Origin of the sequence: Saccharothrix sp. NRRL B-16348 (assembly GCF_001280085.1) — a bacterium.
In the GTDB taxonomy this organism is placed as follows: Bacteria; Actinomycetota; Actinomycetes; order Mycobacteriales; family Pseudonocardiaceae; genus Actinosynnema.
This window is the reverse complement of sequence record NZ_LGED01000230.1, coordinates 18,930-40,398: the sequence shown is the minus strand read 5'-3', so window position 1 is coordinate 40,398 and position 21,469 is coordinate 18,930. Positions and strand designations below refer to the sequence as shown.

The following is a 21,469-nucleotide window of genomic DNA, read 5'->3' as shown; positions in this document are numbered from 1 at the left end:
GGAAGCCCCCGTCCCGGATCGAGGACGGGGGCTTTCCCGTGCGCTCAGGCCGCCACGGGCGCTTCAGCGTCGACGGCGTCCGGGTCCGGCTGGAGCGCCACCAGGACGATCGCGCCGAGCGTGAGCGCGACGCTGACCAGGATGACCGGCAGGTAGCTGCCCGCGGCGTCGGCCAGGACCGCGCCGAGCTGGCTGCCGACCGCGACGGCGACCATGTGCAGCGCCCAGAGCACGCCGATCGTGGTGCCCTTGCGGCCGCGCGGCAGGATCTTCGCGATCCACATCGTGGTGGCGACGACCGTGATCAGGTAGCTCGCGCCGAACAGCGCGCCGAACACCAGCACGGTGAACTCGGCGGCGAAGAACGGCGCGATCATCATCGCCCCGGCGCGCAGCGCGTAGCCGCCGATCAGCGTGGCCCGGATCAGACCCTTGTCGCACAGCCGGCCCGCCACCAGCGAGCCGACGATCTCCAGCCCGCCCAGCAGCACGAACGCCACCGAGCTGGTCACCGGCGCGACGCCGTGGTCGTGCATGTGCGGGAACAGGTGGACGTCGATGAACGCCATGGTCGTGCCGCACGCGAAGAACGGCAGGATGAGGCCGCGCACCCGCTTGTCCGCCAACGCCATGCGGATGCCCGCCCAGAAGCCGTGCTCGGCGGGCGCGGGCGGCGTGGCGTTGCGGTTGGAGTAGCGCACCAGCAGCAACGACAGCGGCAGCAGCACGACCAGGAACACCACTCCGACGCCGAGCAGGATCTGCCGCCACGACGTGACCGTGCCCAGGAACGTCCACAGCGGCACGAGCACCATGAACCCGACGGCCGCGCCGTTGGTCAGCACCGCGTACAGGAACCCGGCGTTGCGGCCCTGGAACAGCTGGTCGGCGAGCACGCCCAGCGGCACGAACGACAGCATCGTGCAGCCGATCGCGCCGAGGACGCCGTAGGTCGGCACGAACACCCGGATGTCCGTCGCCACCGCGCAGACCACGAGCACCACGCCGGTGATGCCCGCGCCGATCGCCAGCACCGGCACCGCGCCGATCCGGTCGGCCAGGTGGCCCACCGCCGACGACGCGAGCGCCGTCACGACGGCGAACAGCGTGGTGCCGACCGCGAGCGCGCCGCGGCTGACGTCGAAGTCGTCCGCGATCGGCAGGAACAGCACCTGGACGGTGGACTTCATCGACGAGCCCGCCATGGAGATGACGAAGCTGACGGTGGTCGCGAACACCGCGAAGGCGGTGATGCCGGCCGCGACTCTCGGCACGGTGCTCATGGTTCTCCAGATCCGCCTCGCGGCAGCCGTCCTCCGGGCCCGTTCATGCTGCCACGCGCCGTGTGCAGCGAAAACACCGCTTCAGCTATCGCACGTTGCGCCGAAGAGGTCAACGCGGCTGGACGTTCGACGCGGTATGCGACACCCGCTCATAGGGATTCCGAATGACGCCGACCGGCGGCACTCCCGCTGCGCCGGTCGCCCGAGGTTGCCTCACCTATCCTGGTCGCCGTACGAGGCCCCGGTCGACGTGGAGGCTCGCGATGTCGAGGATCGTCAAGGCAGTGGTCGCCACGGGCAAGGGCGAACCGGTCGGCAGCCACGACATCGTCGTCCCCGATCCCGGCCCCGGCGAGGCGACCGTCCGCGTCCTGGCATCCGGCGTCTGCCACACCGACCTGCACTACCGCGACGGCGTGATCGGCGACGCCTACCCGTACCTGCTGGGCCACGAGGCGTCCGGCGTCGTCGAGCAGGTCGGCCCCGGCGTGGACACCGTGGCGCCCGGCGACTTCGTGGTGCTGAACTGGCGCGCGGTCTGCGGACGCTGCCGCGCGTGCCGCCGCGGCAGAGCCGAGGCCTGCGTGGACGACCACACCGCGACCACCAGGATGACCCTGACCGACGGCACGCCGCTGCAACCCGCGCTGGGCATCGGCGCGTTCACCGAGCTGACCCTGGTGCACGCGGGGCAGTGCACCCCGGTCTCGCCCAAGGCGGATCCGGCGGTCGCTGCCCTCCTGGGGTGCGGCGTCATGTCGGGCCTGGGCGCGGCGATGAACACCGGCGGCGTCACCACCGGCGACACGGTCGCCGTGATCGGCGTGGGCGGTGTCGGCTGCGCGGCCGTCGCGGGCGCCAAGCTCGCCGGCGCCACCACGATCATCGCGGTGGACCTCGACGAGCGGAAGCTGTGGCACGCCAGGGCGCTGGGCGCCACGGACGTGGTCGACGCCCGGCAGACCCCGGACGTGGTGGCCGCCATCCGCGCCCTGACCGACGACCTCGGCGCGGACGTGGTGATCGACGCCGCCGGCACGCCCGAGACGTGGCGGCAGGCGTTCTACGCCAGGGCGCTCGGCGGCACGTTCGTGCTGGTGGCCCGCCCCGACTCCGAGATGCGCCTGGAGCTGCCGTTGCTGGACACGTTCCTGCGCAACGGCACCTACCGCACGAGCTGGTACGGCGACTGCCTCCCGTCGCGCGACTTCGCCCCGCTGGTCGACCTGCACCTCCAGGGCCGCCTGCCCCTGGACCACTTCGTCACCGAGCGCATCGCGGTCGCCGACGTGGAGCGTGCGTTCACCGCGATGCGCTCGGGTGACGTGCTGCGCAGCGTCGTGGTCTTCGCCTGACGGCTCGTTTAGGTTAGCCTAACCTGCATGCCCCGGTACTCGGCGTTGGACCAGTTGCAGCTCAAGGTGCTCACCAAGGCCGCAAGCCTGGTCACGGCGACGCCCAACCAGCGCGACGTGTTCGACCAGTTCCCCATGACGGTCACCGCGGTCGCCGACCTCGCGCCGCACCTGCGCCGGGTGACGTTCCGGGCGCCGGAGTTCGCCGACTACCGCGTCACCGGCCCGGACGAGTGCTTCGGCCTGCTGATGCCGCCGCCCGACCGCCCGTTGACGATGCCGAGCGCGGACCGCGTCAACGTCCGCACCGCGATCCGCGCCCTGCCCGCCGAGGACCAGCCGGACCTGCGGTGGTACACCGTCCGGGCCCACCGCCCCGAGCCGGCCGAGATCGACGTGGACTTCGTCCTGCACGGCGACGCCGGGCCGGGCACCCGGTGGGCGACGCGCGCCGAGGTGGGCCGGTCCGTCGGCTTCCGCGCGGGCAACTCCGGCTACCGCCCACCGCCGACCGGCACGGTCCTGCTGGCCGCCGACGAGACCGCGCTGCCCGCGTTGGGCGCGATCCTGGAGGCCGGCGTGCCCGCGGACGCCCGGATCTTCGCCGAAGTGCCCGACGAGGGCTACCGGGTGGACGTCGACGCGCCCGTCACCTGGCTGTACCGCGGCGCGGACACCCCGGGCTCGCACCTGCTCCGCGCGGTGGCCGACCTGCCGTCCCCGGCGCCGGACTACGCCTGGGTGTGCGGCGAGTCGACCCTGGCCACCGCCGTCCGCCGCCACCTGGTGAAGGAACGCGGCGTGGACCGCCGGTCCGTGATGTTCAGCGGCTACTGGAAGCTCGGCGCCGCCCGGACGTGACGGCCCGTCCGCGCCGCTCCGACGGCGATCGGCGTCCACTTCGGACCTGTCGGCCGCGGCCGCGAACCGGGGGCGCCGAGGTCCAGCGGCTTTACTCGGTGGACGCGGTGCCCGATACTGGACCTTGAGGGGAGTACTTCCCAAGTGTCTGGCCGGTCAGTACGGACATCCCGTGAGATGTCCCCGGCAGGCCGCCCGCCAGGGTGAAGGAGACCTCGGACTGCCACGTTCGAGGAGCCTTGATGCCTGTGCACGTCGCCGTTCCGGCGAGCCCGGTCGAGTCCGTCGGTTCACCGGGTCTGTGGTTGGTGAGCATCGCCGTCCTGGTGGCGCTGCTGGTCGCCGATTTCGTGGTCACCCGCCGTCCGCACGAGGTGTCGGTGCGGGAGGCCGCGGGGTGGTCGGTGTTCTACCTGACGCTGCCGGTGGTGTTCGGGTTCTGGTTGTGGCACGCGTTCGGGACCGACCGGGCGCTGGAGTTCATGACCGGGTTCGTGGTCGAGAAGTCGCTGTCGGTGGACAACCTGTTCGTCTTCATGCTGCTGCTCGCCGCCTTCGCCGTCCCGTCCGACGTGCAGCAACGCGTGCTGCTCTACGGCATCGTCGGAGCCCTGGTGCTGCGCGGCGTGTTCATCGCGGCCGGCGCGGCGATGCTGGCCGCCGGCACGTGGGCGTTCCTGGTGTTCGGGCTGGTCCTGTTCGCTTCGGCGGTGAAGCTGCTCCACGACGCGGTCAGCGGACCGGCGGCCGAGCGCGACGTCTCCCGGATGCGGTCGGTGCGGCTGCTGCGCCGGCTGATGCCGGTCACCGACGACTACCGCGGTGCCCGCCTGACCGTGCGCGAGCACGGGCGCCGTGCGCTCACGCCGTTGGCGGTCGTGGTGGTCGCGGTGTTCGCCACCGACGTGGTGTTCGCCGTCGACTCGGTGCCCGCGGTCTACGGCATCACCGACGACCCCTACCTCGTCTTCGCCACCAACGCCTTCGCCCTGCTCGGCCTGCGCGCCCTGTACTTCGTGCTGCACACCGCGCTGGCCAAGCTCGTCCACCTCAACCACGGCCTGGCGATCATCCTCGCCTTCATCGGCGCGAAGCTGGTGCTGCACTGGGCGCACGGCATCTGGCCGGGTGTGCCCGAGATCCCCACCCCGGTCTCGCTGGTGGTGATCATCGGCGTCCTCGCGGTCGTGACGGTGACGAGCCTGCGCAGCCGACGGCGTGCCGACGAGGAGGAGGCCGCCGCGCCGCGGGACTGACCACCTCCGGCGACCGTCCGACGCGGACGGTCGCCGGCTGGATCCGGGTCAGCCCCGGTCGCCCAGGTCCAGGCGGTCGAGCAGCCCGGCGGCGGTGAACGCGGCCACCAGGTCGTCACGGCCCTCGGTGAAGTGGGCCCAGCTGTCGTAGTGGACGGGCACCACCTGGCGCGCGCCGAGGATCGCGGCGGCCTCGGCGGCCTGCGCGCTGTCCAGGACGAGCGCCGCGCCGTCGAAGAGCACCGGGAAGCGGGGCGCGCCGGCGAAGAGGACGGCGGTGTCCACCGGGCCGAAGCGCTCGGCGACCTGCCTGACCGCGTCGAGCGAGGCGTTGTCGCCGCTGACGTAGACCGTGGGCAGGCCGTCACCGGTCAGCACGAAGCCGACGACCTGGCCGGTGATCGGCTCGACCGCGTCACGGGCCAGCGGGCCGTGGATGGCGGGCACGCCGGTCACCGTGACCGTGCCGCCGTCGGGGCGGTCGAGCCGGACCGACTCCCAGTCGGCGAGCCCCTTGGCCTGCCCACCCAGCCGCTGCCCGCCGCCGGGGGTGGTGAGGGTGAGCGGGACGTCGGCGAGGAGCGCCCGGCCGGCGTGGTCGAGGTTGTCCGGGTGCTCGTCGTGGGAGAGCAGGACGACGTCCACCCGGCCGAGGTCCGCGGGCGCGGCGGCGGAGGGCGCGGTCTTGGTCAGGTTGCCGCGCGGCAAGGGGTAATCGCCGGGCGCGTCGAACGTGGGGTCGGTCAGGAAGCGCAGCCCGCCGTACTCGAACAGGGCGGTCGGGCCGCCGAAGACGCGGACGGCGAGCCGTTCGCTGGTGGTGCCGGTCATCAGAACCTCACGGATGATCAAGGGGCTATCCGTGAGAGACGGTAGCCGTTTCTCACGGAAGAACACAACTCGTACCATGAGAGCCATGAGGGACGCCCCGGCCGACGACGCTGCGCTGCCCCCCGCCCCCGGCGCGGAGGACTACCTGGCGATCGACTTCGTGAACAGCGCCGTCGCGCTGCCCGGCGGGCAGTTCACCGACCTCCTCGGCACGCCCGCGGGCGCGAACCGGTGGCTGTTCGACCGCGGCCTCGCGCCGGCCGACGCCGGCGTGCGGGAGGTGTGCGCGTCACAGCTGCGGTCGCTGCGCGAGAACCTCAGGTCGTTGTTCGCCTCCCGGGTCGACGGGGCGCCCGCGCTGCCGACGGCGCTGTCCGCCGTCAACGACGCGCTGAGCAAGGCGCCGACGGCCGCCCTGCTGCACTGGGACGAGCGGACCGGCCCCTACCGCGCGACCCCGTGCCCCACCAACGAGATCCTCGACCGCGCGCTCGCCACGCTCGCCGCGAACGCCGCCGACTTCCTCACCGGCCCCGACGCCGACCGCCTCACCCGGTGCGGTTCGACCCCGTGCAACCGCTACCTGCTGCGGCACGGCCGCCGCCACTGGTGCTCCACCCGCTGCGGCGACCGCGCCCGCGCCGCCCGCGCCTACGCCCGCCGGACGCTGAAGGCCTCCTGACGAACACCGTCGTTGCCAGGAGAAGCGCCGCAGCGTGAATCCTGAGTGGACGGTGCGGCTCCCGTCCAGTCCCGAGAGGACGTGACGGAGAGTGCCCGAGCAGCGCGCGTATCCCACGTTGGTGGGATTCCGGCCGGCGCCGGGCCTTTTCCGCGCCAGAGGTGGCACCGTGGTCCCGGGGGGATTGTGATGAGCACCGAAATGCGCCGGTTCCGGCGGGATCCGTTGACCGCCATCGAGCACCTGCGCCACCGCGCCCGGGGGGACGTGTTCCGACTGCCGTGGGGCGACTGGTGCGTGGGCGACGCCGACCTTGCGCGGGCGGTGTTGCGCGACCCGGTGGTCAACGACGGGATGTCCGCGTTCTTCGGGGCGCTGCTGCCGTCGCGGCCCGCCCAGGTGGCGGTCGGCCGCGCGGTGCGGGACCTGGTGCGGGCCCGCGTGCCCGACTTCCGCCACGGGCTGGCCGCCGCGGTCGCCGGACTGCCCGCGGACAGCGCGTGGCCCGAGGCCGGGATCGACCTGGTGCACCGGGCCATGGCCGACCTCCTGCTCCACCCCGGCACGCCGGACGCGACGCGGTGGTCGCTGGCGCGGGCCGCCCGCGGCGGCGTGCTGATCCGCCCGCCGCGCGTGTGGCAGCGGGCGCGGGCGGAGGTGCTGCGCGGCAGGCTGCTGGCCGGGGTGGCCGAGCAGGTGGCCGAACGCCGGGCGCGTGCCGCCAGCGAGCCGCGGGACGTGCTGGACGCCGTGCTCGGTGCGTGCCCCGACGGGATGGCCGACCGGACGGTCGCGGAGCTGTTCGCGTTGCTGTTCCGGGCGATCGTGGCGCCCGTGGGGTGCACGGTGGCGTGGTCGGTGCTGCTGGCCTGCCTCCACACGTCGGCCTCGCCGTGGCCGTGGCCGGTCGACTGGGTGGTGCGCGAGGCGTTGCGGCACCGGCCGATGGCCTGGATGGTCGTCCGCCCGGCGCCCGCCGGGTTCGGCGACGTCCCCGTGCGGTCCGGCGAGGTGCTGTCGGTCAGCCCCTACCTGGCGCACCACGACGAGCGGCTCTGGGCCGACCCCGATGCGTTCCGGCCCGACCGCTGGGCCGAACCGAGCGGGCACGGCCCCTACCTGCCGTTCGGCGCGGGTCGGTTCACCTGCGCCGGCGCGTCACCGGCCCAGGTCCTGATCACCGGGACGGTGGCCGCGCTCGCCGACGACGCCCGCCTGACCGTCACCGGCGGCGACACCCGCCCGGTGATGGCCGACGGCCTCGTCCCCCGACCTTTCACCCTGCACCGGAGGGCGAAGGAGGTGAACGACCATGACCGCTGCGTTGCGCCGCATCTTCACGAACCAGACCGGCCGTAGGTGGAACTGGGAGTAGGGCCCACCGGCCCGGGTGATCCACTGGGGGTTGCCCGGGTCGGCCCTCAACGCGGGGTGGGAGCCCGCCGCTGGTAGTGCGCGATGCGTTCGTCGTCGGCGCCCTGCTGGCGCTGCCGGGTGCTCGGCGGTGCTGTTGTCGTCGTGGCGAACGCGGTCGTCGGTCGGCTGCCGGCCGGCTGAACAGCAACGGCGTCCAGCTGCTGTGGGCACACTGGGTCGGTTGAACGGCAACGGCGTGCGGCTGCGCGATGTCGTGGCGCTCGAGGACCGCGCGCCAGTCAGGTGAGCCGGTCGACCACCTCTGCGGGCGAGGGCATGGTGGCGATCTCGATCGCGAGCCGGCGGGCCGCCGCACGGGCCGCGTCGTCCGCGAGCAGCGCGCCCGCCGCCGCCGTCACCGCCTCGCGGCCGAACTCGCCGGGCAGCAGGCGCGTGCCGGCGCCCGCGTCGAGGACGGCCTGGGCGTTGCCGAACTGGTCCGCGCCCTGCGGCACGACCAGCTGCGGCACACCCGCGGCGAACGCGCCGAGCATCGTGCCGCTGCCACCGTGGTGCACGACCAGGTCGACCTCGCGCAGCAGCCGGTGCTGCGGCACCCACGCCGTCAGCCGCACGTTGTCCGGCACCGCGCCCAACGCCGCCACGTCCACCACCGGCCCGGTCGCCACGACGACGTCCACCGGCAGCGCGGCCAGCCCGTCGACCGACTGCCGCAGCACGTCGGCCGAGGCGTAGGCGGTGCCCAGCGTCAGGTACACGAACGGCCGCGCGCCGCGTTCTGGCACGTCACCCGGCCGTGACCAGCCGACCGGGCGCAGCGGCACGCGGTCGGTGGCGCGGAACTCCGGCGACTGCACGGAATCCGGGCAGATGTCGACGTGCCGGGCCGGCGGGAGCGTGACGCGCAGCTCGGCGGCCAGCGCGTCGAACGCCTCCGTCATCGCCTCCGACATCGGCCCCGGCGACACCCGGCCGAACGTGTGCGCGACCGTGGGCACGCCCGCCGCCGCGCCGGCCAGGGCCGCGCCGAGCGTCGCCAGGTCGTGCACCAGCAAGTCCGGCCGGTGGTCGCGCAGCAACGGCGTCAGGTCGGCGAACCACCGGCGCGGCAGCACGTCGCCGATGACCTGGCCGATGCCCCGCTCGGTGGGCGCGACCCCGGCGAACGCCTCGGCCATCCCCATCCCGGCGGGCACGGCGCGCAGGCCGGCTTCGCGCAACGCGGGCAGGAACCGCTCACCGGCGGCGAACACCACGTCGTGCCCGGCGGCACGGGCGGCGACGGCCAGCGGGATCGAGGGATAGGTGTGTCCGTGGGCTGCGAGCGCAGCGAACATCAAGCGCACTCTCCAGTCTAGCGCCGGAAATCCCGGCGCCGCCGGCGTGCGCCACCCGGTGAGGTGACACCCGATAAGATCAACGCGGGGTGGGCTCGACAGTGGGGGGAACCGCGGTGCTCAGGGCTGTGATCTTCATCGTCTGCGGCGTGGCCGCGATCGCGTTCGGCGGCTGGCTCGTGCTGGACGACCGGCGCCTGGTCGACGCGCAGGCCGAGGTGCTCCGGGTGAGCGGCGCGGACGGCGGCGAGTGGAAGTCGACCGTGCGGTTCACCACCGCCGACGGCGAGGAGGTCACCGAGACCCTCCCGCCGTCCGACCGGAAGCCGGGGAAGGGCGACCGGGTGGCCGTCAGCTACCGGCGGACCAACCCGAGCGCCGTCCACTTCCCCGAAGACGGGCAGAACCTGTACCTGTGGCCCGGTGTCGGGCTCGGGTTGATCGTCGTCGGCGTGGGCTCGATCTTCTGGTACAACCGCCGTCCGCGCTGACGCCCGGGCTCACCGCCGGCTGTCGTTCACCACTGGATGTCGCTCAACGCCTCCAGCGGTGCGCGCTCGTCCAGCGACTCCGGCACGACGAGGGTGTCCGCCGCCGTCAGCACCGCCGGGAACGTGAAGCCGCAGCGCTCCTCGACCTCGTCCAGCCGCACCTGGAACACCCGGAACTCGTCCAGGTCCAGGGATTCGAGCTGGTTCAGGTTCTGGGTCAGCACGAACGCCCGCGCCTTCAGCGTGCCCGCCGAGGTGAACGCGATCACCTTCCAGTACTCGCGCGGCAGCGCCACGCCGCGGAACACGCGGTCGTCGGGCTGGAACACCGGGCCGCCGTAGACGCTCACCCGCAGGTCGTCGACGTCCACATCGGACAGCACCGCGTCCTCGAGCCGACCCCAGAGGCCCTGCCGCATGCTCTGGTTGAAGTCGTCCATCTGGGGCGTGATGTTGGTGAAGAAGAACGAGTCGGTGTTCGCCTTCTGCGCCACCGCCTTCGGACCCCACAGCAGGTCGGCGCGCCGGGCCAGGTGGCCGCGGTCGAGCCGGTTGCCCCGGTACAGCTCGTCGCCGACCTGGAACTCGGCGGGCAGCCGCGGGTCGAGCACGAACGGGATGCCGGTGCGGTTGATCGACTTCAGGTCCGCGCCGTCGATGTTCCACGCCACCCAGAACGCGAACCGCCGCGACTTGCTCTGCGCCAACGAGAAGTGCGTGTAGTCGACGACCACCGAGCCGTTCAGCTCGACCGCGTCGGCCCGCGCCGCCTCGCCGAGCTCCGGCACGCCGACCGGCGTGCCGAGGAAGTTCTCGTCGAACCCGACCAGCGCGGCCGCCGCCTCGACCTTCCTCGGCGGCGTGAGCGTGATGCCCAGCTTCTCGAACACCGAGCCGGGCAGGCACGCCAGCGCGTGCTCGTCCGGGCTGTCGCCCGCCTCGCCCGCGAAGTGCAGGCCCGCCATGGTCTTGCCGGTCTTGCCGTTGGACGCCTTGAACATCCACGCTGAGCCGGAGTCGCCGCCCATGCTGATCTCGCCGTCGGCGGCGGGGTGCGCCGGGTCGGGTCCGATCTCGAAGCAGCCGATCTGCCGCTGGCCGACGCCCGGCCCGTAGTCGATCTTGACGAGGGTGTCGACGCGCCGGACCACGCCGTGCGTCACGCCGGTCGTCCGGCCGCTCTTGACGACCTTGTCGCCCAGCTCGGGCTCGCCGAGCTGGTCCACGTGCACGCCGAGGTCGAGGATCTCGGCCTCGAACCCCCGGTCCTCGATGGTGGCGATGGCGCAGTCGCCCGCCGCGCCGAGGTGCGACCGGACGAGCCTGCCGAGCCGGTTGCGGTCGGTGCGGTTGTCGTCGTGCACGCCGGGCTGCACCACGTCCTCGCCGATGGCGCCGTTCGGGCCGTGCAGGACGTGCCAGTTGCTGAGCACGTACGGCGTGCCGTCGACCCGGTCGTAGACGACGCAGCCGAGCGTGCCCGCGGAGACCCGCACGTGCCCCAGGCTCACGCCCGGGACCACGGGGTCGACGCGCGTCTTGCGCACGTCGCTGACCGTCTCCTCGACCACGTGGAAGTCGACCTTGTAGTCGCGTTGCAGCACGTCGGTGGGCACCGGGACGCCGTCCACCTCGATCGTCTCGGGCAGCAGCGCGGTGCCGAGCGCGCCCAGCGCCTCGGGCTCGGCCTTCTGCCGGACGGTGAACTGGATGGCGATCTCGTCGGTCGGCTTGCCGTCGGCCACCTTGTAGCCGATCCCGATCGAGGACACGTTCGGGTCGCGCAGGTAGTCGGCGCCCTTGGTGCGCACGAACCGCCTCAGCGAGGACGGCAGACCGTTCTTCTTCTTGACCATGAGCGCAAACCCCCTGTGTGTGCGCGCCGGTGGCCTTGCTGTCGACGTCACCCGATCCGGCGTTAGCCCATCCCCGCTGCGTTCACCCGTTCAGCCCAACGTCTGACCACCGAATGCAGTCTCCACCCCCGAGAAGGCTGAAAGTTGACCACCGGGCGACTGATCGTTGAACTCTGATCGGACCTGTCGCCGCCGCGGTGCGCGTGCTGTGGTTCAAGGACGAGCACGTTCCCCGACGAAACCCTGCCTGTTGGAGGAGCCGTGAAGATCAGACACGTGGCGGTGGCCGGCGCGCTGTTAGCCGGTCTCGTCTCCCCTACGGCGCACGCCGCCCCTGTTCCCGGCGCCGCCGCCCCCGTGCTGTACGCCGATCGCACGCAGGCCGTGACCGACAGCTACATCGTGGTGTTGAAGCGGCACGAGGACGTGGCCGCCGCCCGGTCCGCCACGCCGAACGTCACGTTCACCTACCGGACGGCCCTGCCCGGGTTCGCGGTGCGGGCGGGCAAGGCGGAGGTCGCCCGGCTCGCCGCCGACCCCCGCGTCGCCTACATCGCCCAGGACGCCCGCGTCCGGCTCACCGACCACGCCACCCCGGACGGCGTCACCGCGCAGGACCTCGTGGTCCAGCCGGACCCGCCGTCGTGGGGCCTGGACCGGATCGACCAGCGCTCCCTGCCGCTGGACAAGAAGTACTTCCACCCGAACACCGCGGCCACCGTGCGGGCGTACATCTTCGGCACCGGCATCCGGTACACGCACCAGGAGTTCGACGGCGCGGCCGTGCCCGGGCTGGACACCGTCGGCGGCGTCACGCCACCCGGCAACGACTGCAACGGGCACGGCACGCACATGGCGGGCACGGTCGGTGGCCGGACGACCGGCGTGGCGAAGGACGTGACCCTGGTGTCCGTGCGGGTGCTGAACTGCCAGGGCTCCGGCACGTACTCGCAGATCATCGCGGGCATCGACTGGGCGACGCAGGACGCGGCGGCGAGCGGCCGGCCGGCGGTCGCGCTGATGACGCTCGGCGGCGGGGCGAACCAGGCGTTCAACGACGCCATCACCAGGTCGATCAACGCGAACGTGCACTACTCGGTGGTGTCCGGCAGTTCCAACGCCAACGCGTGCGGCTACTCGCCCGGCAGCACGCCGTTGGCCACCACCGTGGGCGCGACGGACGCCAACGACGTGAAGGCGAGCTTCTCCAACTACGGCTCGTGCATCGACGTGTGGGCGCCGGGCGTGAACATCACGTCGGCGTGGGGCACGTCGGACACCGCGTACTCGACCATCAGCGGTTCCACGGCGTCCGCGCACGCGGCGGGCGTGGCGGCGTTGTGGCGGCACCGGTTCCCGGGTGACTCGGCGGTGGCGGTGGCCGAGGCGCTGCGGGCGAACGCCACGCCCGGCGTGATCACCAACCCGGGTGCGGGGTCGCCGAACCTGTTGCTGTTCATGGGCATGGTCCCGGTGTAGGGCGTTTCTGTGCGTTTGAGGGCCGGGGCGTTTCAGAGGAGGCCCTGGTCGCGGGCGTAGACGGCGGCCTGCGTGCGGTCGCGCAGGCCGAGCCGTCCGAGGATGCGGGAGACGTGGTTCTTCACCGTGCCCTCGCTGAGGTGCAGGCGTCCGGCGATCTCGCGATTCGTCCGGCCGCCGGCGACGAGCCGCAACACGTCCACCTCGCGTTCGGTGAGCCCGTCGGGTCGGTGGGTGTCCGGCGTGGTTCCCAGCACGGACGCCAGCCGGGCCGCCGCCGCCGGGTCGAACTGCACCACTCCCGAATGCGCGAGCCGCACCGCCGCCGCCAGCTCGACGGCGGGCCGGTCCTTCAGCAGGTACCCGCTCGCACCGGCTTTCAGCGCGCGGACCACGTACTCCTCGTCGTCGAACGTGGTCAACATGACGACCCTGGCCGGTTCGTCGCGGCGGCGCAGTTCCACGAGCGCGGCGATGCCGTCCGACACCGGCATCCGGACGTCCATCAGCACGACGTCCGGCTGGACGTCGAGCACCACCTCGACCGCGGCCTGCCCGTCACCGGCCGTGCCGACGACGGTGATGCCCGGCTGGATGTCGAGCAGGGCGGCGATGCTCTCGCGGATGAGCTGCTGGTCGTCCACGACCACCACGCGCACGTCGTTCTTACCGTCGCTCACGCCGTCCCCCTCGGCACGACCACCGTCAGCCGGGTGCCCGAACCGCAGTCCACCTCGACCGACCCGCCCACCAGCCCGATCCGCTCGCGCACCCCGCGCAGGCCGAACCCTTCCCGTTCCGCCGCGAACCCAGGCCCGTCGTCGGCGACGACCAACCGCGCCTCCCGGGGCCCGCAGTGCACGGTCACGGTGACGTCCGCACCGCCGGCGTGGCGCATCGCGTTGGTGATCCCTTCCTGCGCGGCCCGGTAGAGCGCCAGCAGGGTGCCGGGAGCGTAACGGGATTCGTCACCCGTACAGGTGACAGACACCCCGAGCCCACCGGCCGGTCGCGCCAACTGCGCCAGCGACTCGGCCAGCCGAAAGGGCTCACGCAGGGCCCGGACGGACGTGCGCACGTCCTCCAACGCCCGCCTCGCCGACTCCCGCGCATCCTCGACCGCCCGATCCGCCACCGCCGCGTCACGTTCCCGGAAGGCCGACGCCTTCTCCAACAACACCGACACCGCCGTCAGGTGATGGCCGAGCCCGTCGTGCACATCCCGCGCCAACCGACTCCGCTCCGCCGCGGCCGACAACTCCGCCATCGCCAACGCCAACACCACCCCGATCCCGAACATCAGCAGGTCGGACACGTGCTCGACCGACCGCGTCCACCCCGGCACCGTGAGCTGGAACGCGACGACCATGAACGCACCCACCGCCACCCCAACCCCAACCGCCACCACCCGCCCGAACGCGAAGTACGCCCCGAACGGCAGCAGCAGGAACAACACCCGCGCCATCCCCGACCCGTCGGCGAACGCGACGACCACCACGAGCCCAGCCTGAACCGCCAGCACGAGCCCCGCCGGAAACCGCACCCCGACCGCGTCCACCAGCACGAGCGCAACGAGCCCGGCGACGAACGCCACCCACCGCGTCTCCCCGAGCCCAGCCAGCCCCGCATACCCACCGGCCACCAACACCACCCCGCACAGCAGTGGCGACAACCACGACAGAGGACGCACACCGGCAGGCTACGTCGCACACCCCGGCGGGCGACGTCACGCGCCGCAGGTTCCGGGGTCGACCGGCTCTCGGGCCCGGACGGCTGGGCCCACGGCGGACCTCTCGGACCAGGACGGCTGGCTCCACGGCTGGCCCACGGCGGCTGGCCCCGGTGGCTGGGCGTCAACTCCACGGCGACTCGGCATCGAGCGGCGACGCGGCGTCAAGTCCGGGGCGGCTGCGAGTGCGGCTCACGGCAGCCGCGGGTCAGGTCCACGGCGGCTCCGGGTCGGTCCACCGCGGCTGCGCGTCGAGCCAGGGCGGCTGCGGTCAGCCCGCGACGGGTCCGCAGCGGCTGCGGGTCGGGCTCGGCAGCGGCTGCGGGTCGGGCACTGGCGGCTCGGCGGCGACTGCGGGTCCGGCCGCGGCGACTGCGGCTGCGGCTGCGCGACAGGTCCCGGGTGGCTCGGCGGCGGCTGAGGTCAGGCACGCAACGCCTGCGGGTCAAGCCCGTAGCGCCTGGGTCAAGCCCGTAGCGGCTGCAGGTCAGGTCCGCGGTGGCTCGGGTTCGGTTCGGGCGGCTGGTCGGGGGCCGAAGCCGGGTCCGGGTGGTCGGCGGGGTGGGTGACGGTCGGTCGGGGCACGGGCCGGTGGTTGAGGGCGGCCTCTTCGTTTCAACCGACGTTTGAGTGCATTGGAAACGCCGTTTTGGTTGATCGGGATTTGCAGTTCACCCGATCGTGGCAGTCCGGCGGCACGTGCCGATTGGCACCCCCGAGTGTAGCCGCTCGGCACTCCCGAGGCCCCGACCTGCGCTAATACCGTCCCACACCATGACGTTCCTGCTGCGATTCGGCGCCCTCTGCGGCACGCTCTCGGGCCTCTTCATCGCCCTCCCCGGAGCGATCGAGGCGTTCACCGGCGAAACCACCGCCACCAGCCTGGTGATCGGCGCGTCCCCCGCCCTGGCCGCGCCGCTGCTCACCGCCCTCTACCTCAAACAACCCCGCACCACCCTGGGCACCATCGGCTACGCGGTGAACTTCGTCGGTCTCGGGCTGTTCGGCGCGGCGGCCTACGCGTTGAACATCGTCCTGTTCCACCTCGACCAACCGAAACTCGCCGCACCCACCACCGCGGTCCTCACGGCCAGCGCCCTGATCTTCGCCCTCGGCACGGTCACGTTCGCGATCGGCATGCTCAAGGCCCGCGTCCACCCACCGATCCCCGTGTGGACCTACGCCATCGCCGTGCCGGTCTTCACCTTCGCCGCACGCCTGCCGGACACCCCGCTGATCAGCGTCCTGCACGTCATCGTCGGCGGCGCGCTGGTCTGGCTCGCCCGATCGGTCTACCCGGCCAAGCGCCCGGCCACGACCAGCAGCGACACGATCACCGCGAGCGCCGCGTAGGGCACGTACACGCGAGGCCGGCCCCGGGTGCCCGCCCACGTCAGCACCGCCGACGCCGCCCACACCAGCGCGGTGCCACCGGCGGCCACGATCATCGGCACCCGCCCGTACGAGCACACACCGGACACCGAGTAGTCGCAACTGCCCGTCGGGGTGAACGCCATCAACCCGTACACGATCGCGATCGGCGCGAGAACGCACAGCAGCACCGTGCCGAGCACGGCGAAACCCTTCATGGACCCGCACGGTAGCAGCACCGCCGTGCGGGTCCACAAAGGACTCAAAAGCGACAGCTCACGGCGTCCAGGCCGCGCTCACCGCCCAGCTCACGTCCGCGTCGTACGACGCCGGGTTGTCGTACGCGTGGGCGCCGCCGTTCACCGCCACCCACACCTCCTCCGCGTAGTGCCGAACGCTCGCACCCAACTCGTTCACCGACGCCAACCGCACGCCGCCGACGCCGGGCTGGGCGCAGAACGTCGCGTCCCGCCTGAACAGCTCACTCCCGTCCGACGCGCCCAACCGCACCCGGAACGCCGCGTGCCGCAGGTACTGACCCGGGTGGTTCCGCGACTCGAACGAGTAGCACGAAGGCTCCGACAGCCCACGCCGCACGATGAACGTCGCGTCACCCTTCAGCAACGCCGAACTCGCGGCGTTCACCACATCGGTCCGCGCCACCCCGTCCTGGTGCCGCAGGTACCGGTCCGTGAATCCGGCCGTGGTCACCCGGAACGACCGCGCCTGGTCCAGCGGCAGGTCGGCGCCGCTGCGCCAGAGCGGCACGACCGCCGCCCACGTCGTGTCCGCCGCGAAGCTCGTCGCACTGTCCCAGGGGTTCGTCCCACCGGACCGCGCCAGGTAGACACCTTCCGCGTAGTGCCGGATGAAGTGACCAGGCAGGTTGCGCGACTCCAGCCGGGTCCCGCCCGCTCCGGCACGCGCGCAGAACGTCGCTTCGCCGGCGAACGCGGCCGACCCGTCGTTGACGTCCAACCGCACCCGGAGCCCCGAGTGCCGCAGGAACCGCCCCGGGTAGTTGCGCGACTCGAACGACAGGCACGCCGCGTCCGCCAACCCGGGCCGGGCCCAGAACGTGGCGTCCAGGCGACCCAGGTCGTCGGTGATCACGTCGGTGCGCGCCAGCGCGTCCCGGTGCCGCAGGTGTCGATCCGTGTACCCGGCGGTCGTCACGCGCAGCGAGATCACCTCGCCACGCCCGACCTCGGTGCCGTCGGCCAGCGCGAGCACCCGCCGGTTGACCTCCCGCACCCGCGCCTCGGACATCTTGAGCACCTGGCGGTCGTAGGTGTAGAAGCCGTTGACCTCGTTCTCGACGTCGTACGGCTCGGTGTAGACGGAAGCCGACAGCCCGCGCGCGTGCACGAACCGGCCGACCTCCTTGGTGATCTCCACGTACCGCCCGGTCAGCGACGTCTCGTCCGGGTACAGCTCGCCGTACGCGAACCCGGCGCCAGGCTGCCACTCGTGGCCGACGACCCGCCGTCCCAGCCCGCCGTACTCGCCGAGCACCGCGACCCGGTTGGCGTCGGGCGGCCGGGTCGCGCTCGACATCTGGTAGGCGTGGTCGTCGATGATGTCGCCGTTGCCCGGGTCGGGGTCGGAGACGCAGCAGTTCGAGCCGGAGTTGTGGTTGATCAGCCGGGTGTTGTCGAGGGACCGGACCAGGTCGACGATCCGGCCGGCGTCGTACTCGCCCCAGCCCTCGTTGAACGGCACCCACTGCACGATCGACGTGATGCCCTTGAGCTGGTCGACGATCCGCCGCAGCTCGGACTCGAAGTGGGCGCGCCCGTTGGGCACCTCGTCCACGGCGTCGAGCGACGGCATGTCCTGCCACACCATCAGCCCGAGCCGGTCGGCGTGGTAGAACCACCGGGCCGGCTCGACCTTGATGTGCTTGCGCACCATGTTGAAGCCGAGCGCCTTCTGCCGCTCCAGGTCGAACCGCAGCGCGGCGTCGGTGGGCGCGGTGTAGATGCCGTCGGGCCAGTAGCCCTGGTCGAGGGTGCCGAGCTGGAACACGAACCTGCCGTTGAGCAGGGGCCGCATCACGCCGCCGACGAGCGCCTTGCCCAGCGACCTCATGCCGAAGTAGCCGGTGACGACGTCGCCGCCCAGGGTGACGCGCAGGTCGTAGAGGAACGGGTCGTCCGGCGACCACAACCTCGCGTTGGGCACGGGGACGCGCAGGTGGCCGCCCACCATGCCGCTCGCCGTGCCGACGACCTGGCCGCCGGTCAGCACCTCGGCGCGCACCGACTGGCCGGCCGTGCCCTGCACGACCAGGTCGAGCACGCCCGCCGGCACGTCCGGTGTGGTGTCCAGGCGCGTGATGTGGTTGGCCGCGACCGGCTCCAGCCACACCGTCTGCCAGATGCCGGACGCGGCCGTGTAGAAGATGCCGCTGGGGTCGCGGCGCTGCTTGCCGATCGGGTACTGGCTGCCGTCGACCGTGGAGCGGACGCCGACGATCACCTCGTTCGCGCCCGCGCGCAGGGCGGCGGTGATGTCGAACGAGAACGCGTCGAACCCGCCGGTGTGGGTGCCGACGCTGACGCCGTTGACCCAGACGCGCGTCTCCCAGGTGACGGCGCCGAAGTTCAGCTTCACCCGGCGGCCTGCCCAGCCGGCCGGGGTGGTGAACGCGCGGCGGTAGAACATGTGGTCCTCGTGCCGCTTGATGCCCGACAGCGCGGACTCGATCGGGTAAGGCACCAGGACGCCCTCGGCGAGCGTGCGGCCGAACGGCGGCGAGGACAGGTTCGGCGCGCCGGCGAACTCCCACACGCCGTTGAGGTTGAGCCAGTCCGACCGGACCAGCTGGGGGCGCGGGTACTCGGGTAACGCGTTGGTCGGCGACACCTGCCCCGTCCACGGGGTGGTCAGCGGCGCCGGTTTGGGCTGCCAGACCGCTTCGGCGGCGGCGCCGGGCGGTGCGACGAGGAGGGTGCTGAGGACCAGCAGTCCGGTCAGGCCGGACAACAGCTTGCGCATGGGTGGCTCCACGATCGGCAGGGTGCTGGTGACGTGGGTGCTCGAGGTTCTCGTGACCTGGGTCACTGCCGTTCTTACATCGTTGGTACAACGTTGTAAAGCAGTCGACCGGCCGGCTACGATCCCGGTCGTTACCGAGAACCCGGTCGGTGATCCGCTTGGAGGAGGCACGCTTGGCCACGCTCAAGGACGTCGCCGCCCTCGCCGGCGTGTCGGTGAAGACGGTGTCGAACGTGGTCAACGGCTACGCGTTCGTGAAGCCCGAGAACCGCCGCCGGGTCGAGGAGGCGCTGACCGCCACCGGCTACCGGCCCAACATCGGCGCGCGCAACCTGCGCCGCGGCCGGACCGGTTTCGTGGCCCTCGTGCTGCCGGAACTGGTCGTGCCGTACTTCGCCGAACTGGCCGGGCTGGTGCTCGGCGCGGCGCAGGAGCAAGAGTGGAACGTGCTGATCGAGCAGACCCTGGGCACCCGTGAGGGTGAACGGGACACGCTCGCGTCGCTCGGCCCGCACATGATCGACGGCGCGATCGTGAGCCCGGAGGCGTTGGAGGCGCGCGACTTCGGCGAGCTGGCGCCCGGCATACCGGTGGTGATGCTCGGTGAGCACTCGGTGGACCTGCCGCTCGACCACGTCGGCATCGACAACGTGGAGGCGGCGCGGGTGGCCGTCGCGCACCTGATCGGCCTCGGCCGCACGCGGATCGCGGCGATCGGCGCGCACCCCCACCGCGGCACGGCGGCGCAACGCCTGGAGGGCTACCGGAAGGCATTGACCGAAGCCGGCCTGCCGGTGCGCGACGACCTGGTCGCGACCGCGTTGAACTACCACCGCCGCGACGGCGCGGACGCGATGGCACGCCTGCTCGCCGGCGACGAGCCGCCGGACGCGGTGTTCTGCTTCAACGACCTGCTGGCCGTGGGCGCGGTGCGGGCCGCGGCCGAACGTGGCGTGCGGGTGCCCGCCGACGTGGCGGTGGTCGGGTTCGACAACACCGAGGAAGGCACGTACAGCCTGCCGTCGCTGACCACGGTCGCGCCGGACAAGGCCGCGATCGCACGGGCCGCGGTGGACCTGCTGCGGCGACGCGTCGACGACCCGGAACGGCCTCCGGAGCACGTGCGGACGCCGTTCTCGCTGGAAATCCGGGAAAGCACGAGGGGTGGCGCATGACGCGGGACGGGGTCTTCGAGGCGCCGGGTCGGATCAACCTGATCGGCGAGCACACCGACTACAACGACGGTTTCGTATTGCCGATCGCGTTGCCGCACGTCGTGCGGGTCACCGCGGCCCGGCGGGACGACGGGGTGCTGCGGCTGTCGTCACGGCAGGCTTCGGGCGTGACCGAGATCCGCGTGGTCGACCTCGTGCCGGGCGCGGTCACCGGGTGGGCGGCCTACGTGGCGGGCGTGGTGTGGGCGTTGCGCGAGGAGGGCCACCCGATCGGCGGGTTCGGCCTGCTCGTGGACGGCCAGGTGCCGTTGGGGGCCGGGTTGTCGTCGTCGGCGGCGTTGGAGAGCGCGACCGCGTTGGCGGTGACCGAGCTGTCCGGTGTGTCGCTGGAGCGGCGGGCGTTGGCGCGGATCGCGCAGCGGGCGGAGAACGAGTTCGTCGGGATGCCGTGCGGGATCATGGACCAGTCGGCGTCCCTGCTGGCGCGGGAGCGGCACGCGTTGCTGCTCGACACGCGCTCGATGGAGACCGAGCACATCCCGTTCGACCTGGCGCCGGTCGGGCTCACGCTGCTGGTCGTGGACACGAAGGCGCCGCACCGGCTGGTGGACGGCGAGTACGCGGCGCGGCGGCGTGACTGCCACCGTGCGGCGGAGCTGCTGGGGGTGCCCGCGTTGCGGGACCTGGACGGGGCCGAGCAGGACTTGCCGGACCGGTTGCGTCGGCGGGTGCGGCACGTGGTGACGGAGAACGAGCGGGTGGCTCGGGTGGCGGACCTGCTGCGCGCCGACCGGGTTCGGGAGATCGGGCCGTTGTTGACGGAGTCGCACGTGTCGTTGCGCGACGACTACGAGGTGACGGTGCCGGAGTTGGACGTGGCGGTGGAGGCGTTGCTGGGGGCGGGTGCGCTTGGGGCTCGGATGACGGGTGGCGGGTTCGGTGGTTGCGTGATCGCGTTGGTGGAGGAGACGGCTGTCGAGGTGTGCACGGAGGCGGTGGAGGTGGCGTTCGCCGGGAGTGGGTTCGCGAAGCCGGAGTGCTGGACGGCGGTGGCGGCGGCGGGGGCGCGTCGGGCGGACCACGTGTCGGCGGTGTGAGTCGGTTGGCGGTGTGGGTGGGCGGTGGGGTGAGTGGAGAGGTGAGCCCGCCGGTCATGGGAATCACCGATAGGGCGGCTGCAAGGTTATTTGTCAGGTTCTTCGGTAACCAATACATCGGCTAGTTGGACAGCCATTCACCTGCACTGTCGTCCTCCGGCTCCGAAGCACCACCCACGACGACGCTTCGGCGGCTCCACCGGGCGTACACGTCGGGGATGGCCATTGATCACCTTCGGCGTGTACGCAGTACCGGAACGCGTTCTTCCCGGCCCTGCACCGAAGGAGA

Annotated in this window: 18 protein-coding genes; 10 read left to right on the top strand and 8 right to left on the bottom strand. The window is 72.3% G+C overall.

Features of this window, described 5'->3' with window-relative positions; translation table 11 throughout:
- Positions 1-44 precede the first annotated feature (44 nt).
- Positions 45-1,274 (bottom strand): MFS transporter, encoded by a 1,230-nt coding sequence (locus ADK67_RS34725; RefSeq protein WP_197289761.1) that lies wholly within the window; start codon positions 1,272-1,274, stop codon positions 45-47.
- A 272-nt stretch (positions 1,275-1,546) separates the two neighbouring features.
- Between ADK67_RS34725 and ADK67_RS34720 the strand changes: the two genes are divergently transcribed.
- From ADK67_RS34720 to ADK67_RS34710, 3 genes are all read left to right on the top strand, one after another.
- Positions 1,547-2,638 carry an S-(hydroxymethyl)mycothiol dehydrogenase gene (locus ADK67_RS34720; protein ID WP_053720792.1) on the top strand — a complete coding sequence of 364 codons (1,092 nt, stop codon included), beginning with the start codon at positions 1,547-1,549 and terminating at the stop codon, positions 2,636-2,638.
- A 27-nt stretch (positions 2,639-2,665) separates the two neighbouring features.
- Positions 2,666-3,499: a siderophore-interacting protein gene (locus tag ADK67_RS34715; RefSeq protein WP_053720791.1), complete on the top strand. Its 834-nt coding sequence runs from the start codon at positions 2,666-2,668 to the stop codon at positions 3,497-3,499.
- Positions 3,500-3,741: 242 nt separating this feature from the next.
- Positions 3,742-4,755, top strand: a complete 1,014-nt coding sequence (locus ADK67_RS34710) for a TerC/Alx family metal homeostasis membrane protein (RefSeq protein WP_053720790.1) — start codon at positions 3,742-3,744, stop codon at positions 4,753-4,755.
- Positions 4,756-4,803: 48 nt separating this feature from the next.
- On the opposite strand, the gene ADK67_RS34705 is transcribed toward ADK67_RS34710, so the two are convergent.
- The gene (locus ADK67_RS34705) at positions 4,804-5,586 is read right to left on the bottom strand and encodes an MBL fold metallo-hydrolase (protein ID WP_053720789.1); all 783 of its coding nucleotides are present in this window, start codon (positions 5,584-5,586) and stop codon (positions 4,804-4,806) included.
- Between the two features lie 85 nt (positions 5,587-5,671).
- Here ADK67_RS34705 and ADK67_RS34700 point away from each other — a divergent pair, with 85 nt between their 5' ends.
- Both ADK67_RS34700 and ADK67_RS34695 read left to right on the top strand, forming a co-directional pair.
- Positions 5,672-6,268, top strand: a complete 597-nt coding sequence (locus ADK67_RS34700; RefSeq protein ID WP_053720788.1) for a CGNR zinc finger domain-containing protein — start codon at positions 5,672-5,674, stop codon at positions 6,266-6,268.
- Positions 6,269-6,457: 189 nt separating this feature from the next.
- Positions 6,458-7,627, top strand: a complete 1,170-nt coding sequence (locus ADK67_RS34695; protein ID WP_231648490.1) for a cytochrome P450 — start codon at positions 6,458-6,460, stop codon at positions 7,625-7,627.
- A gap of 296 nt (positions 7,628-7,923) precedes the next feature.
- Here the strand turns inward: ADK67_RS34695 and ADK67_RS34690 are convergent, their stop codons facing one another.
- The gene (locus ADK67_RS34690; RefSeq protein ID WP_331459355.1) at positions 7,924-8,982 is read right to left on the bottom strand and encodes a glycosyltransferase; all 1,059 of its coding nucleotides are present in this window, start codon (positions 8,980-8,982) and stop codon (positions 7,924-7,926) included.
- Positions 8,983-9,098: 116 nt separating this feature from the next.
- Between ADK67_RS34690 and ADK67_RS34685 the strand changes: the two genes are divergently transcribed.
- Positions 9,099-9,473 (top strand): DUF3592 domain-containing protein, encoded by a 375-nt coding sequence (locus tag ADK67_RS34685; protein ID WP_197289760.1) that lies wholly within the window; start codon positions 9,099-9,101, stop codon positions 9,471-9,473.
- A gap of 26 nt (positions 9,474-9,499) precedes the next feature.
- Here the strand turns inward: ADK67_RS34685 and ADK67_RS34680 are convergent, their stop codons facing one another.
- Positions 9,500-11,329, bottom strand: coding sequence for a DNA/RNA non-specific endonuclease (locus ADK67_RS34680; protein WP_053720785.1), 1,830 nt, complete (start codon positions 11,327-11,329; stop codon positions 9,500-9,502).
- A 261-nt stretch (positions 11,330-11,590) separates the two neighbouring features.
- On the opposite strand from ADK67_RS34680, the gene ADK67_RS34675 reads away from it, so the two are divergent.
- The gene (locus tag ADK67_RS34675) at positions 11,591-12,808 is read left to right on the top strand and encodes a S8 family peptidase (RefSeq protein ID WP_197289759.1); all 1,218 of its coding nucleotides are present in this window, start codon (positions 11,591-11,593) and stop codon (positions 12,806-12,808) included.
- 32 nt (positions 12,809-12,840) lie between these two features.
- Here the strand turns inward: ADK67_RS34675 and ADK67_RS34670 are convergent, their stop codons facing one another.
- Complete coding sequence (locus ADK67_RS34670; protein WP_053720784.1) at positions 12,841-13,488, bottom strand: response regulator; 648 nt, start codon at positions 13,486-13,488, stop codon at positions 12,841-12,843.
- Positions 13,485-14,498, bottom strand: coding sequence for a sensor histidine kinase (locus ADK67_RS34665; RefSeq protein ID WP_053720783.1), 1,014 nt, complete (start codon positions 14,496-14,498; stop codon positions 13,485-13,487). Before ADK67_RS34665 ends, ADK67_RS34670 begins: the two co-directional genes overlap by 4 nt.
- Positions 14,499-15,311: 813 nt before the next feature.
- Here ADK67_RS34665 and ADK67_RS34660 point away from each other — a divergent pair.
- Entirely contained in the window at positions 15,312-15,890 is a 579-nt protein-coding gene (locus tag ADK67_RS34660) for a hypothetical protein (protein ID WP_053720782.1), read from the top strand.
- Here ADK67_RS34660 and ADK67_RS34655 read toward each other — a convergent pair.
- Together ADK67_RS34655 and ADK67_RS34650 are read right to left on the bottom strand one after the other, a co-directional pair.
- Positions 15,830-16,126 (bottom strand): hypothetical protein, encoded by a 297-nt coding sequence (locus tag ADK67_RS34655; protein ID WP_053720781.1) that lies wholly within the window; start codon positions 16,124-16,126, stop codon positions 15,830-15,832. The genes ADK67_RS34660 and ADK67_RS34655 overlap by 61 nt on opposite strands.
- Positions 16,127-16,184: 58 nt before the next feature.
- Positions 16,185-18,908: an AbfB domain-containing protein gene (locus ADK67_RS34650; RefSeq protein WP_053720806.1), complete on the bottom strand. Its 2,724-nt coding sequence runs from the start codon at positions 18,906-18,908 to the stop codon at positions 16,185-16,187.
- A 173-nt stretch (positions 18,909-19,081) separates the two neighbouring features.
- Between ADK67_RS34650 and ADK67_RS34645 the strand changes: the two genes are divergently transcribed.
- Positions 19,082-20,083 (top strand): LacI family DNA-binding transcriptional regulator, encoded by a 1,002-nt coding sequence (locus ADK67_RS34645; RefSeq protein WP_053720805.1) that lies wholly within the window; start codon positions 19,082-19,084, stop codon positions 20,081-20,083.
- Positions 20,080-21,180 carry a galactokinase gene (gene galK, locus ADK67_RS34640; protein ID WP_053720780.1) on the top strand — a complete coding sequence of 367 codons (1,101 nt, stop codon included), beginning with the start codon at positions 20,080-20,082 and terminating at the stop codon, positions 21,178-21,180. Before ADK67_RS34645 ends, galK begins: the two co-directional genes overlap by 4 nt.
- Positions 21,181-21,469 lie beyond the last annotated feature (289 nt).